Origin of the sequence: Pseudomonas sp. CFBP 8771 (genome assembly GCF_014841695.1) — a bacterium.
Lineage (GTDB): Bacteria > Pseudomonadota > Gammaproteobacteria > Pseudomonadales > Pseudomonadaceae > Aquipseudomonas > Aquipseudomonas baltica.
The window spans coordinates 127,835-142,113 of the sequence record NZ_JACYUJ010000005.1 but is presented as its reverse complement, the minus strand read 5'-3'; the positions used below and the strand labels follow the sequence as shown (position 1 = coordinate 142,113).

The 14,279-nt window shown below is 62.7% G+C and carries 13 protein-coding genes; 10 read left to right on the top strand and 3 right to left on the bottom strand.

Going from position 1 to position 14,279, the window contains the following annotated elements; translation table 11 throughout:
• Window positions 1-4: 4 nt before the first annotated feature.
• On the bottom strand, window positions 5-745 hold the full coding sequence (gene rutB, locus IFT80_RS12915; protein WP_192054816.1) for a pyrimidine utilization protein B: 741 nt from the start codon (window positions 743-745) through the stop codon (window positions 5-7).
• The gene (rutA, locus tag IFT80_RS12910) at window positions 745-1,827 is read right to left on the bottom strand and encodes a pyrimidine utilization protein A (RefSeq protein WP_122475453.1); all 1,083 of its coding nucleotides are present in this window, start codon (window positions 1,825-1,827) and stop codon (window positions 745-747) included. The genes rutB and rutA overlap by 1 nt, the downstream gene beginning before the upstream one ends.
• A 280-nt stretch (window positions 1,828-2,107) precedes the next feature.
• Here rutA and rutR point away from each other — a divergent pair, with 280 nt between their 5' ends.
• The 7 genes from rutR to IFT80_RS12875 all read left to right on the top strand — a co-directional run bounded on the left by rutR (window position 2,108) and on the right by IFT80_RS12875 (window position 9,434).
• On the top strand, window positions 2,108-2,830 hold the full coding sequence (gene rutR / locus IFT80_RS12905; protein WP_192058478.1) for an HTH-type transcriptional regulator RutR: 723 nt from the start codon (window positions 2,108-2,110) through the stop codon (window positions 2,828-2,830).
• A 212-nt stretch (window positions 2,831-3,042) separates the two neighbouring features.
• The gene (locus IFT80_RS12900) at window positions 3,043-4,134 is read left to right on the top strand and encodes a BMP family ABC transporter substrate-binding protein (RefSeq protein WP_192137676.1); all 1,092 of its coding nucleotides are present in this window, start codon (window positions 3,043-3,045) and stop codon (window positions 4,132-4,134) included.
• Window positions 4,131-5,645, top strand: coding sequence for an ABC transporter ATP-binding protein (locus IFT80_RS12895; RefSeq protein ID WP_192137675.1), 1,515 nt, complete (start codon window positions 4,131-4,133; stop codon window positions 5,643-5,645). Before IFT80_RS12900 ends, IFT80_RS12895 begins: the two co-directional genes overlap by 4 nt.
• On the top strand, window positions 5,638-6,750 hold the full coding sequence (locus IFT80_RS12890; RefSeq protein ID WP_192137674.1) for an ABC transporter permease: 1,113 nt from the start codon (window positions 5,638-5,640) through the stop codon (window positions 6,748-6,750). The genes IFT80_RS12895 and IFT80_RS12890 overlap by 8 nt, the downstream gene beginning before the upstream one ends.
• Window positions 6,750-7,676 carry an ABC transporter permease gene (locus IFT80_RS12885; protein ID WP_192102686.1) on the top strand — a complete coding sequence of 309 codons (927 nt, stop codon included), beginning with the start codon at window positions 6,750-6,752 and terminating at the stop codon, window positions 7,674-7,676. The genes IFT80_RS12890 and IFT80_RS12885 overlap by 1 nt, the downstream gene beginning before the upstream one ends.
• 27 nt (window positions 7,677-7,703) lie before the next feature.
• Window positions 7,704-8,462, top strand: a complete 759-nt coding sequence (locus IFT80_RS12880; protein WP_122475465.1) for an SDR family NAD(P)-dependent oxidoreductase — start codon at window positions 7,704-7,706, stop codon at window positions 8,460-8,462.
• A gap of 180 nt (window positions 8,463-8,642) precedes the next feature.
• Window positions 8,643-9,434: an outer membrane protein OmpK gene (locus IFT80_RS12875; protein WP_185795160.1), complete on the top strand. Its 792-nt coding sequence runs from the start codon at window positions 8,643-8,645 to the stop codon at window positions 9,432-9,434.
• Window positions 9,435-9,463: 29 nt separating this feature from the next.
• On the opposite strand, the gene IFT80_RS12870 is transcribed toward IFT80_RS12875, so the two are convergent.
• On the bottom strand, window positions 9,464-10,354 hold the full coding sequence (locus IFT80_RS12870) for a LysR family transcriptional regulator (RefSeq protein ID WP_043192710.1): 891 nt from the start codon (window positions 10,352-10,354) through the stop codon (window positions 9,464-9,466).
• Between the two features lie 157 nt (window positions 10,355-10,511).
• Between IFT80_RS12870 and IFT80_RS12865 the strand changes: the two genes are divergently transcribed.
• The 3 genes from IFT80_RS12865 (at window position 10,512) to IFT80_RS12855 (ending at window position 14,275) form a co-directional block, all read left to right on the top strand.
• The gene (locus IFT80_RS12865) at window positions 10,512-11,594 is read left to right on the top strand and encodes a 4-oxalomesaconate tautomerase (protein WP_192137673.1); all 1,083 of its coding nucleotides are present in this window, start codon (window positions 10,512-10,514) and stop codon (window positions 11,592-11,594) included.
• A 77-nt stretch (window positions 11,595-11,671) separates the two neighbouring features.
• On the top strand, window positions 11,672-12,976 hold the full coding sequence (locus IFT80_RS12860; protein ID WP_192054825.1) for a CitMHS family transporter: 1,305 nt from the start codon (window positions 11,672-11,674) through the stop codon (window positions 12,974-12,976).
• 42 nt (window positions 12,977-13,018) lie between these two features.
• Window positions 13,019-14,275 (top strand): OprD family porin, encoded by a 1,257-nt coding sequence (locus IFT80_RS12855; RefSeq protein WP_192137672.1) that lies wholly within the window; start codon window positions 13,019-13,021, stop codon window positions 14,273-14,275.
• Window positions 14,276-14,279: the final 4 nt, after the last annotated feature.

Genomic DNA, 14,279 nt, shown 5'->3' with positions numbered 1-14,279 from the left:
GTCCTCAGGAGGGTTGCCCGACAGGGGCGAAGGTGGTGCAGAAGTCATCGACGCTGGAGACCCAGCCGAAGAAGGTTTCGATGTTGAACAACGCGGCTTGCTGAGCGAATGCGGGGCCCGCCTGATGGGTGGCATCGGCCAGCACCACGCCGAAGTACTCCAGATGGAAGCCGTCGCGCAGGGTCGACTCGACGCACACGTTGGTGGCAATGCCGGTGAACACCAGGTTGCGGATGCCGCGCGCGCGCAGCGTGCTGTCGAAGGTGGAGTTGAAGAAGCCGCTGTAGCGGGTCTTGGCAACCACGATGTCGCCCGGCTGGGGCTTGAGCTCGTCGACCAGGGCATAGTCCCAACCGCCCTTGGCCAGCAGCTGGCCTTGCAGTTCGGGGCGCTTGCGCATCGTTTTCAGCGCATTGGACTTGTGCCAGTTGGGCGAGCCGGGCCCGCCGGCCTCGACGTAGGACGGGTCCCAGCCGTTCTGGAAGAAAATCACCGGGATGCCAGCGGCGCGGGCTGCCGAAATGGATCGCTGAATGGCGGCGATCACCGGCCCCGTGCTCGACACATCGAAGCCGGCCAGGTCCAGGTAGCCACCCAGCGTGGCGTAGGCGTTCTGCATGTCGACCACCACCAGCGCGGTTTCGCTGGCTTTCATGCGCAGCGCTTCAGGGCGGGCGGGCAGTTCACGGGCGGGGTGCGGGTCCAGCGGCAGGGACACGCCGGAAACGTTCACGGGCGTATTCATCACACGGCCTCCAAGGTGCGCAGCACGTGGCGACGGCTGCTCATCAGCGGCTGTATCTTTTGCCCGAAGTCTTCGATGCCTTGCACGAAATCGTCGAACGTCAGCATCACGCCCTGGGTGCCCGGCACGCTGGCGACTTCGTCGAGCATGCGCGCCACATTGGCCCACGAGCCGACCAGGGTGCCCATGTTGATGTTGACCGCCGAGGTGGGGTCGGCCATCTGCCGCAGGTTGGAGCTGGCACTTTTGTCTGCCGAGCCCTTCTCGCCCAGCCAGGCAATGGCTTCCTGGTCGGCACCGGCCTTGATGTGCTCCCAGCGCGCGCGGGCCGCCTCGTCGCTGTCGGCGGCGATGATCATGAACAGCACGCAGGAGGTCACGTGGCGCCCGGTCTTCTTGTTGGCCTCGACCAGCGCCTGGGCGGTGGGGGCGAACGCGGTCGGGGTGTTGACGCCTTTGCCGAAGCAGAAGTTGTAGTCGGCGTATTGCGCCGAGAAGGCCATGCCCGCTTCGCTCTGGCCGGCGCAGATCAGCTTCATGTCGGCCTGCGGACGCGGGCTGACACGGCAGTCCTGCATGGTGAAATGTTCACCCTTGAAGTCGCTGCGCCCGGTACTCCACAGATCGCGCAGTACCTGCGCGTATTCGCCCAGGTACTGGTAGCGGGTACCGAAGAACTCGTCGCCGGGCCACAGGCCCATCTGTTCGTACTCCGGTTTCTGCCAGCCGGTGACCAGATTGACGCCGAAGCGGCCATTGGAAATCGAGTCGATGGTTGCCGCCATGCGTGCGGTGATGGCCGGCGGAATGGTCAAGGTGGCTACGGTGGCGAACAACTGGATCTTGCTGGTCACGGCGGCCAGGCCAGCCATCAGCGTGAACGACTCCATGTTGTGTTCCCAGAACTCGGTCTTGCCGCCGAAGCCGCGCAGTTTGATCATCGACAGCGCAAAGTCGAAGCCATAGTGCTCGGCCTTCTGCACGATCTGCTTGTTCAATTCGAAGGTGGGCAGGTACTGCGGCGCGTTTTCGGAAATCAGCCAGCCGTTGTTGCCAATAGGAGTGAAAACACCGATATCCATGTGGGTCCCTCTCTGAGTAATGAGCGTTACGCACCGGACAGGTTGCGCATGAAAGGGTACTTAGCAGGGATCGGGCCAGGTTTGATTAAGCTATGCTTTTCATAAACTTATGAATTAAACAGGCGTATTGGTGGACCAATTGGTCCGAAGTAGAGCACTTGGTTTGTGCGCTTTTCCGGCTGCCGGTGCAAAACGATGCACGCCGCTGCCCTGCCTGTATCGTCGGCAGACATTCGCCCGTTATCATGGCCGCCTACATCCAGCTGCAGGTTCCAGTCGCGTGAAAGAACAGCCACCCGCCAACGAGCCCCGTGCCAAGCGCGCGCGCAACGTCAAGCCCAAGCCTGCGGTCAAGGCGACCCGAGAGCCCAGCGCCGCGGCACTCAAGCGCCGGCTGCAACTGATGGAAAGCAAGCGCACCGCGATACTGGGCGCCGCACTGGATGTGTTCTCGCGCTATGGCCTGCACGGCAGCAGTCTTGATCAGGTAGCCACCCGGGCCGACGTGTCCAAGACCAATCTGCTGTACTACTTTTCCAGCAAGGACGACCTTTACCTGAGCGTGCTCAGGCAGTTGCTGGAGGTCTGGCTGAGCCCCCTGCAGTACTTCACTGCCGACAAGAACCCGGTAGAGGCCATCGGTGCCTATATAAAAGCCAAGCTCGAACTGTCCCGGGATCACGCAGCGGAATCGCGCCTGTTCTGCATGGAGATCATGCAGGGCGCCCCGCTGATGCTCAGTGAACTGCAGCAGCCCCTGCGCGAAACCGTCGACACCAAGGTCGCGGTGATCGAGCACTGGATCGCGACGGGCCAACTGGCGCCGGTCAACCCGCACCACTTCATCTTTTCGCTGTGGGCAACCACCCAGCACTACGCCGACTTCCGCACCCAGGTGGAGGCAGTGACCGGCAAGACCTTGCACGATCCGGTGTTCTTCGAAGAGGTCCTGGTGGGGTTGCGCGGGTTGATACTCGATGGCGTGCGTCCCCGAGCCAGCTGAGCGCCCCGTAATCGTGCCGGGCGCACAAACCAAGTGCTCTACTTCGGACCAACTGCTCTGAATTAAGCTTGATGAATAACTCAAGCAACTGTTAAACAAGCGTTTTTCTGATATGGCACGGATGCTGCTTTCGAGCTTCGGGCGGCCAAGGGCAGATTCCTGGCCCTGGCAGCGCCCTGCTGCCCCACGCTCATATTTCAGGAAGGCGCCTCATGCTCAAGACACTGCTGCCAGGAATGCTGCTCGCCGCTTCGGCCTACGGGACAGGGAGTGCGGCATACGCCGAGGGCCTGACCCTCAAGGGCCCGGCCAAGATCGCCATGGTCTACATCAGCCCGCGCAACGACGGTGGCTGGACCCAGGCTTTCGACGAAGCTCGCCTCAAGCTGGAAAAAAGCCTGGATCAGAAAATCCAGTACGTCGAAAGCGTCCCTGAAAACGCTGCGGCCGTCACCCCCGTGGTCGACCGGCTGATCGCGCGCGGCGCCAACATCATCATCGGCACCGCATTCGGCTACTCCGACACCTTCCTGGCGCTGGCGAAGAAATACCCCGAGGTAGCCTTCCTCAATGGTTCGGGCACCACCAACGCCGCCAACCTCGAATCCTTCTACGGCCGCACCTACGAAAGCCAATACCTGTGCGGCATGGCGGCTGGGGCGGCGTCGAAGTCAGGCAAGCTGGGCTTCGTTGCCGCCAACCCCTTCGGCCAGGTCAACTGGACCATCAACGCGTACGAACTGGGCGCTCAGCAAATCAATCCCGCCGCCACGGTCACCGTCATCTACACCGGTGCGTGGAACGACCCGGTGAAGGAGCGCGCCGCGACCATGGCGCTGATCGACAACGGCATCGACGTGATCGGCCAGCATGTCGACAGCCCTACTCCGCAGATCGTGGCGCAAGAGCGCGGTATTCATGGCACCGGTCATCATCGGGACCTGAGCGAGTTCGCGCCCAAAGCCACGGTGTGCTCGTCGATGTGGGTGTGGGATCGCTTCCTGACGCCTGAAATCAAGAAAATCATGGCGGGCAACTGGGTACCCGAGGCCAACGGCGCGTTGCTGTCGATGCAGCAGGGCGGCACCGATATCAGCCTGACCAAGGACGCCGCGATCAGCCCCGAGAATCGGGCGAAGATCGAAGCGGCCCGAGCTGAACTGCTGGCAGGCACAAAAACCCTCTACAAAGGCCCCATGGCCGACCGCGATGGCCAACAGCGGCTTGCTGCGGACCAGGTCATGAGCGATCCGGACCTGTGGAAAATGGACTGGTTCGTCAAAGGCGTGATGACCCAGAAATGAGCCAGGCCAATGCGCTTCAACTCACCGGTATCAGCAAATCGTTCGACGGTTTCAAGGCGCTCAGCGAAGCCGACTTCAGCGCACGCTGGGGCGAGGTGCATGCCCTGCTCGGCGAGAACGGCGCAGGCAAGTCGTCCCTGATGAACATTGCCGCAGGCCTGTACGCACCGGAAACCGGCAGCGTGCTGATCGACGATAACAGCGTGCGGCTGAACAGCCCGAAGGATGCCAGCAGGCACCGCATCGGCATGGTTCACCAGCACTTCAAACTGGTGCGCCCCTTCACCGTGGCGCAGAACATCCTGCTGGCCCTGCCCGAGCAACCGGGCGAAGGCAGCTATCGCAAGCGGCTTGCAGCGCTTGAGCAGACCATCGCCAGCAAGGCCGAGGAACTGGGCTTCGTCCTCGATCCGCGCCAAGTGGTAGACACCCTGTCGGTGGCCGAGCAGCAACGCGTGGAGATCCTCAAGGTGCTGCTGGCCGGGGCGCGCATCCTGATTCTCGATGAGCCGACCGCCGTGCTCACCGACCAGGAAGCAGAGCGCTTGTTGAGCACCGTGCAGTCCTTTGCCCGCCAGGGCGCCGCCGTGGTGCTGGTCACGCACAAAATGGCCGATGTGAAACGCTACGCCGACCGGGTCACGGTCATGCGCGGCGGTCGCACGATAAAAACCCTGGACCCACAGGGCGTCAGCATCGAAGAACTGGTGCGCTTGACGGTGGGCGAGTCGACGCCCCACGGCGCGGCCCTGCCGGCAACGCCTGGCGAGCCGCTGCTGCGGGTCAGGAACCTCACCAGCGTGGCGGGCACCGGCGCGCTGCGAGGCGTCGACCTGACGCTCTGTGCCGGGCAGATCTACGGCATTGCCGGCGTCGGTGGCAATGGCCAGGGCGAGTTGGCCAATGCCCTGATGGGCCTTGAACAGCCCACCGAAGGGGATATCCATCTGCAGCCCTTCGGCGACCTGCGCAACGCCAGCGCGGCACAGCGTCGGGCCCTGCGTATCGCTGCCATCCCTGCTGATCGATACGGCGCCGCGCTGGCCGGCTCGCTCTCGGTCGCGGAGAACTTCGCCATCGGCCAATTGCACGATGGGCGCTACGGCTCCTTCCTGCGCTTGCGCGGCCAACGCCTGCTGGAAGATGCCGCCCAGGCCGTGGCCGATTTCGATGTGCAGGGTGTGCGCTCGCTGCAGCAGAAAGCGGCGCTGCTGTCGGGCGGCAACGCCCAGAAGCTGGTGATCGCACGCGAGTTCAGCCGTGATCCGCGGCTGATCCTGGTGCATAGCCCCAGCCGTGGCCTGGACGTGCGCGCAAGCCAGGCGGTGCATGCACGCCTGCGCGCCGCGCGTGACGCCGGGGCCGCCGTGCTGGTGATCAGCGAAGACCTTGACGAGGTCATGGCCTTGGCCGATCGCATCGGTGTGATGAATGGCGGCCGCATCGTCGCCGAATTCGACTGCCCGGCAGACCGCCAGGCCATTGGCAAAGCGATGGTAAGCCATGACTGAACTCTCCCAACCGCTGGCCAAGGCGCCACGCCAACCCCTGCTCGGCAGACGCTACACCCTGGAGCTGCGCCAGCAGATGGGCTGGAGCGGCCAAGCCCTGGTGATCGGCCTCGCGGTGATCGTCGGCCTGGCTTTGAGCACAGCCATTCTGGTGGCAGCGGGCGTGCCGGCCGATCAACTGCTGGAAGAGTTCGTCGGGCAGACGCTGCTCGATGCCGGCAACTTCAAGGCCGTGCTGTTCCAGGCGGCGCCGATGATCCTGGTCGGCATGGCTGGCTGCCTGGCATTCCGCGCCAGGTTCTGGAACCTGGGCCTGGAAGGCCAGATGATCTGGGGTGGCATTGGCGCGGCGGCCGTCTCGATCTTCCAGATCGGCCCCGAAGCATTGCGCCTGCCGTTGATGATGGCTTCCGCCATCGTCTGCGCGATGCTCTGGACCCTGGCTCCGGTTCTGCTGAAGTTGCGCCTGAAGGTCAACGAAGTGATTTCGACCCTGATGCTCAACTACATCGCCGCCAACTTTCTGCTGCACCTGCTCTACGGCAGTTGGAAAGACCCGCGGGACAACTTCCCCTACTCACCGGCCTTCCAGCCGTTCGAACGCCTGCCGGACCTGTTCGCCGGCTACAACGTGGCGATCGTCATCGCCCTGGTCATCATGGCCATGGCCGTGTGGTTCATCAGCGTATCGCGCGCCGGACTGTACCTGCGCTTCGTCGATGCCAACCCCAAGGTCGCCAGCGCGGTCGGCGTCCCCGTACGGCGGATGATCCTCAGCACCGTGTTGCTCTCCGGCGCTCTGGCCGGGGTGGCAGGCTTCATCGTCAGCGCGGGCCAGGAAGGTCGGCTGACCCAGTCGTTCTACCAGGGCTACGGCTTCTCCGGAATCCTCATTGCGTTCCTGGCCCGCAACAACCCGTTCGCGGCCGCCGTGGTCGCGCTCCTGGTGGCGATGCTGTTCGTCGCCGGGCGCAACCTGCAGGTGTTCTACCAGGTGCCCTTTTCGATGGTGCAGCTGATCCAGGCCATCCTGGTGATCTGCGTGGCCTCGTCGGACTTCTTCATACGCCACCGTTTGCGGCGCATCCAGGCAGGAGAACAGTGATGGATCTGGTGACTTACTGGCTGGGCAGCGTTCCGGAATTTGCCGTGCCCTTCGCCCTCGCGGCGCTGGGCTTGATCATCATCGAGCGCGCAGGCGTGCTGGCCCTGGGTGCCGAAGGCATGATGCTGGTCGGCGCCCTGGCAGGCATCGGCATGCAGTTGACGCTCGGCCTGCCGGGGCTGTCGATGCTCGCCGCCATGCTTGCCGCCAGTGCGGTCTCGCTGCTGTTCGCGCTGATGGTGCTGGTGCTGCGCATCAACCAAGTGATCGCCGGCCTGGCCCTGGTGTTTTTCTGCCAGGGCCTGACCGGGTTGCTCGGCACCCTGCTGGGCTGGACTAATCGCCCGGTCAGCGGTTTGCAGGCCGTGGAGCTCTGGCCATTGAGCGAGCTCCCCGTGGTCGGCGGTCTGTTCAGGCAGAACCCGATGGTGTTCCTGACCGTGCTGATCTTTGTCGCGGTGGTCTGGTTTCTGAATCGAACGCGCACGGGGCTGAAGCTGCGGGCCGTTGGCGAGAACCCCCAGGCTGCCGATGCCGCGGGCCTGCCAGTGCTGCGCTATCGACTGGCCGCGATTCTGGCCGGCAGTGCGCTGATGGGGTTGGCCGGTGGGTTCATCGCCGTGCTCAGTACCAAGATGTGGATCGCCGACATGACCGGCGGCCGTGGCTGGATCGCCATTGCGCTGGTGATCTTCGCCCGCTGGTCGCCCTGGCGCGCCTTCGCCGGTGCCCTGCTGTTCGGCAGCATCGAGGCATTGATTCCGCAACTGGCCGCCGCCGGGGTGCAACTGCCGCAATATTTCATGCTGATGACGCCCTATGCCGTGACCCTGGCGGTCATGGTCTGGGTTGCCGCCAGCAAGCGTGCGGGCGCCAGCCAGCCCGGCGCGCTGGGTGAGCCCTATGTTCGCGAAGAGCGACGTTGACCGATTTTCACCTGTCGAGGTTTCAACATGAGCGGTACTGTTTTCATCACCGGCGCGACGTCCGGTTTCGGCCGGGCAACGGCCCGTCGTTTTGCCCGGGCGGGTTGGTCGCTGATTCTCACCGGGCGGCGCCTGGAGCGCCTGCATGCCCTGCAGGACGAACTGGGTGCGCGCGTGCCGGTGCATGTCGCCGCCATGGATGTGCGCGATGCCGCGGCCGTCGCCGCAGTGGTCACCGGCTTGCCCGAGGCTTTCCAGCGCGTGACGGCGCTGATCAACAATGCCGGCCTGGCCCTGGCACCCGTGCCGGCGCAGCAGGCCAGCCTCGACGACTGGCACACCATGATCGACACCAACGTCACCGGCCTGGTCAACGTTACCCACGCGGTCCTGCCGGCGCTGTTGGAAACCGGCGCCGGCGCCAGCATCATCAACATTGGCTCGATCGCCGGTGCATGCCCCTATCCCGGCAGTCACGTGTATGGCGCGAGCAAGGCGTTCGTCAAACAGTTTTCCTATAACCTGCGCTGCGATTTGCTCAGCACGGGCGTACGCGTCACCGACGTGGCCCCCGGCATCGCCGAAACCGAATTCACCCTGGTGCGCACCCAGGGCGACGAAAAGGCTGCAGGCCAGGTGTATCAAGGTACGACCCCACTGACGGCGGACGATATCGCCGAGCAGATTTTCCACGTCGCCACACTGCCCGCCCACATCAATATCAACCGCCTGGAAATGGTCCCCGTGCGCCAAGCCTGGGGACCCTTCGCGATTGACCGCGATTGAACAAGAAGCGTCGTACAACCGGTTTCGGTTTTCAAGACGCCATTGCGCTACACCCCTGCGCGTTGTGCAGGTTCAGCTATCGAACTGCGTGGTCTGCCCACCAATACGGCGCCCGGTCCTGGACATGCGTCCAACCAATACCGGTGCGCTCTGAATAAAACATTGATTGATGGGTAAAACATGAAAAACGCTTGGGGAGCATCACTGTGCATGTTGGGTCTGCTGGGAGCAGGCAGCGTTCATGCACAAGGACCACTGTTATGGCATGGCGAAAGTGTGTCGTATTTGTATGGCAAGAATTACAACGTCGATCCGGCCATCCAGCAAACCATTACACTGGAACATGCCAGCGCATGGACGTGGGGCGATCTGTTCGCCTTCGTCGACAACAGTTGGTACAACGGCGCCCGGTCCGGCAACGGCAATTACAGTTTGTATGGCGAGTTCAGCCCGCGCTTCAGCGCCGGCAAGCTGCTGGGCCAGGACCTGTCGTTCGGGCCGGTGAAAGACATACTGCTGGCCACCACCTACGAGTTCGGCGATGACGACGTAGACGCTTACCTGATAGGTCCGGGCTTCGATCTGGCCATTCCCGGCTTCGACTATTTCCAGTTGAACTTCTACTACCGCAAACCCGATGGCAACCGCGTCCCGTCAGGCGCCTGGCAGATCACTCCGGCCTGGTCCTACACCCTGCCGCTGGGCAACTCGAACCTGTTGATCGATGGCTTCATCGACTGGGTGGTGAACAACAAGAGCGGCCATGGCAACAACCAGTCCGACTACCACGCCAACCTGCATTTCAACCCGCAGATCAAATATGACCTTGGCAAAAGCCTGGGTTATGAGGCAAAGCATCTGTATGTCGGCGTGGAATACGATTACTGGTCCGACAAATATGGCATCAAGGATGACGGCTCTTTCACCACCGACCAAGACACCGCGAGTTTGTTGGTGAAGTACCAGTTCTAGCTCTGTCGGGGCTGCCCATGCCGAGGTGTTTATTGCGGCCACTGCTCCAGCAAGATCGCGACGAACTTCTCGGCGGCGGGCGACAGCGAGCTGCCCCGTCGCGTGACCAGGCCCAGGGTTCGGTCCACGACCGGTTCGATCAGCGGTACGCTCACCAGGGTGGGATGCTCCCCGGCCGGCATGGCCAGGCTGGGCATCACTGAAATACCCAAGCCGGCCTCCACCAAGCCCAGCGACGTGGACAGATGCTGCACCTCGTAGAACCATTTCAAGCGCCAGGGCAAGCCTGCCAGGGCGTTGTCGAGCAGCATGCGATTGCCGCTCAGCCTGCCGACCCCGATCAGTTGATGGCCCGCCAGTTCGGTCCACTTCACCGACTTGCGGCTCGCCAGCTCATGATCGCGCCGGCAAGCCAGCACGAACGGCTCCTTGACCAGGGCATGGAACTCGATGTCCGGATGCTGGCCGCTCATCATGTTGATACCGAAATCCGCCTCGCCACGCAGAACGGCCTCCAGCCCCTCGTTGGCACTGAGGTCCAGAAGCCTGATGCGAATCTGCGGGTATTGCTGGTTGTAGATACGAATGACCGAAGGCAGGAAATAGAACGCCGCCGTGGGAATGCACGCCAACGTCACCTGCCCTACCTGCCGCTCGGCCAACTCCTTGATGTTGAGAATGGAGTCTTCGAAATCGTCGAGCAGGCGCCGTGCCTTGGGCAGGAAGTCGCGCCCGACGCTGGTCAGGCTGACTCGGCGAGTGGTCCGGTCGAGCAGTGATGTGCCCAGACCTTCTTCAAGCTTCTTGATACGCCGGGTCAGTGCCGGCTGAGAAATGTGCAGCTGATCCGCCGCCTCGTGAAAACTGCCCACTTCGGCGATTTTCACGAATGATCGTATGTCGACCAGCTCATATTGCATGAATTTCGCTCTCCCCTGCCGGAACGCTCCAGCCGCTTGTTTATTTCGTTTGATGGAATAATCGCTACGATATTTGCATTGGATCTAGCAATTCAAGCTGTGTAAATCTTCACTCCAATACATCAATGACGTCCATTGATTACCAGAGTCGTGACTTATGCAACTGATTCCTTGCGTACTGATGCGTGGCGGGACCTCCAAAGGGCCAGTGTTTCTGGCGTCCGATTTACCGGTCAGATCCGAAGAGCGCGACGAGATGCTGCTGGACGCGATGGGCTCGGGGCATGAGCTCGAGATCGATGGCATTGGTGGCGGCAGCCCTCAAACCAGCAAGGTGGCCATCGTGTCGCGCTCCGATCACCCGGACGCAGACGTGGACTACCTGTTCGTCCAGGTGATGGTTTCGCAACGACGCGTGGACACCGCGCCCAACTGCGGCAACATGCTCTGCGCAGTCGGCCCGTTCGCCATCGACCAAGGCCTGGTCCAGGCGCAGTCGGGCGTGACCCAGGTACGCATTCGCAACCTCAATACCGGTACGTTCGTCTGCGCCGATGTGTGCACGCCCGACGGCAAGGTCACCTACGAAGGCGATACCGCGATCGACGGTGTACCCGGTACGGCCGCCCCGGTGGGGCTGACCTTTCTCGATGCCGCCGGCAGCAAGACCGGCAAGCTGTTTCCCACCGGTGCCACGGTGGACTGGCTGGGCGACGTGCCCGTCACCTGTATCGACATGGCCATGCCGATGATGCTCGTCGAAGCGACACAGCTGGGCAAGACCGGCAATGAAAGCCCGGCCGAACTCGACGCCGACAAGGACTTCCTGCACAAACTGGAAACCCTTCGCCTGCGCGCCGGGCAACTGATGGGGCTGGGTGACGTCACCGACAAAGTCATTCCCAAGCCTGTTCTGGTTGCCCCGGCCCAGGCCGGCGGTACGCTGCAGGTGCGCTACTTCATGCCGCACAATTGCCACACGGCACTGGCGATTACCGGTTCGATCGGCTTGGCGACCGCCTGTGTCACCGACGGCACGGTGCTGGAACGCATGCTCGGCCAGCGCCATGAGAAGCGTCTGACCACTGTGAAGCTCGAACACCCCAGTGGCGCCATCGAAGTCGGCCTGTCCTACGTCGGGCACAATGCCAGCATCGTACGGGCGTCGGTGGTCAGAACCGCGCGCAGGCTGTTCTCAGGCAGTGTCCATGTTCCCAATGCTCACCGGCTGGCCGGTTGAGGCAATACCCGCTTCACCCTGATCGACCTGCTTCTGCATCAGCGCAACTCCTCAAATAACTACAAGAGATAACTCATATGCTGGCGCTGTTAGGCTTAGCCATGGTGGTCGTGTTCACCTATCTGATCATGTCCAAACGCTTGTCGCCCATCGTTGCACTGACCGTGGTGCCGATCGTGTTCGCCGTCATTGGCGGGTTCGGCGGATCCACCGGCAAGATGATCCTCGATGGCCTGAAAGTAGTCGCGCCGTCTGCCGCGCTGCTGCTGTTCGCCATCCTATTCTTCGGCCTGATGATCGACTCCGGCCTGTTCGACCCGCTGATTCGCAAGATCCTCAAGAAGGTCAATGGCGACCCGGTGAAGATCGCCATCGGCACCGCGCTGTTGTCGCTGACCGTTGCGCTGGATGGCGACGGCACCACCACCTACATGATCACCTGCGCGGCCATGTTGCCCCTGTACAAGCGCATCGGCATGAACCCGATGGTCCTGGCCACCGTGGCGATGCTGGCGCTGGGCATCATGAGCGGCATGTCGCCCTGGGGTGGCCCTGCCACCCGAGCCATCGCCGTGCTGGGCATCGACGCGAGCGAGTATTTCATTCCGTTGCTGCCGACCATGGCCGGGGGCGCCGCCTGGGTGGTGTTCACGGCGTACCTGCTGGGCAGGGCCGAGCGCAAGCGCATCGGCAGCGTGCAGCTGCAAAGCGGCGGCGGCGAATGCTATATCGAGGCGATCCTTGGCGATCAACCGTACAAGCGGCCCAAGCTGGTCTGGATCAACCTGCTGCTGGTGATCGGCGTGATGGTGGCGCTGGTGATGGGCCTGGCTCACTCGGCGGTACTGTTTCTGATCGGCTTCGTGCTGGCACTGATGATCAACTACCCGCAACTCGACATCCAGAAAGAACGCATCCTCGCCCATTCCGGCAACGCCATGACGGTGGTGCTGCTGGTGTTTGCAGCGGGTGTATTCGCGGGCATCTTCAGCGGCACCAAGATGGTCGACGCCCTGGCACAGTCGCTGGTCGACATGATTCCGCCGTCCTGGGGTCACCTGTTTCCGCTGGTGGTTGCGGTCACCAGCATGCCGTTGACCTTCGTGCTGTCCAACGACGCCTACTATTTCGGCGTAGTGCCCATCCTGGCCAACGCTGCGGCCGCCTATGGCATCTCCCCCGTGGAAATCGCCCGAGCTTCCATCCTTGGCCAACCGGTGCACCTGATGAGCCCGCTGGTGGCGTCCACGTTATTGCTGGTCGGCATGGTCGACCGCGACATCGGCGACTTTCAGAAGGCGACCGTCAAATGGGCGGTGCTGACCTCCCTGGTAGTGACCGCCCTGGCACTGCTGACAGGTGCGATCACCTTGTTCGCGTGAACCTGATCCCCCGCTATTCATAACAAGAAGAGAGTCCATCTGATGCGTACAACCCTGATCGGCGGGTTCGCCTTGCCGTGCCTGAGCGTATTGCTCCAAGGCTCGGCCCTGGCCCAAGGTTTTATCGAAGACAGCACCTTGAAACTGCAACTTCGCAACGTGTACTTCAACGAAAACTTTCGCGATGAAAACGGCCTGAGCCCGCGCGCCGCCGCCACTGCCAAAAGCGAGCGAACCGAATGGGCGCAGGGCGTGCTGCTGGACTTCCAATCCGGCTATACCCCAGGCACCGTCGGCGTGGGCTTCGATGCCCTGGGCCTGCTGGGCGTCAAGCTCGACTCCGGTCGCGGCCGCAGCGGCACAGGGCTGCTGCCCGTGCACAGCGATGGCCGCGCCGCCGACGAGTCGACCAGCCTTGGCCTCACCGCCAAGGCCCGCGTCGCGCAAACCGTGGTCAAGCATGGCACCCTGCTGCCCAAGACCCCGGTACTGGTCTACAACGATGCACGCCTGGTGCCGCAGACCTATCAAGGCACTCAACTCGTCAGCAAGGACTTCGAGGGCTGGCTGCTCACCGCCGGCCAACTCGATCAGTTCAAGCTGCGTGACTCCACCGACAGCCGTTCGATCATCCCCGACGGCTATTCCGGCAGAGAAGGTGGCGACTTCACCTATGCCGGCGCCGACTACACGGTGAACAAGCAGCTGCGACTCAGCTACTTTCGCGGCCAGCTCGATGACTTCTACAGCCAGGACTTCTTCGGCCTGCTGCACACCCTGCCGCTGGGCACCGGCACATTGACCAGCGACCTGCGGTATTTCCTCAGCCGGGACGAAGGCAACCACTATTCCGGACAGATCGACAACGGCATGCTCAGCGGTCAGCTGAGCTTCGCGATTGCGGGCCACACCGTTGCCGCCGGCTACCAGCAGCTGCACGGCGACGGCGGCTTGCCCTACATCAACGGTGCTACCGTGTACTCGTTCAGCAACGTCGGCATCGGCAAATTCATCGAAGAAGATGAAAAGACCTGGCTCGCCAGTTACGGCTACGACTTCAAGCAGCTTGGGATACCCGGCCTGAGCTTCATGACCCGCTACATCAGCGGCTCGGACGGCAAGTCGGGCCCTGCCGGCGTGAACGAGTGGGAGCGCGACATCGAACTGGCCTACGTGGTACCGGCCGGCACCTTGAAGGGCCTGGGGGTGAAGCTGCGCAACTACGTCTATCGCTCCGACACCGCGCGCGGGCGCGATAGCAATCGGCTGTATCTGACGTATGACATTGCGGTGTGGTAGGTGG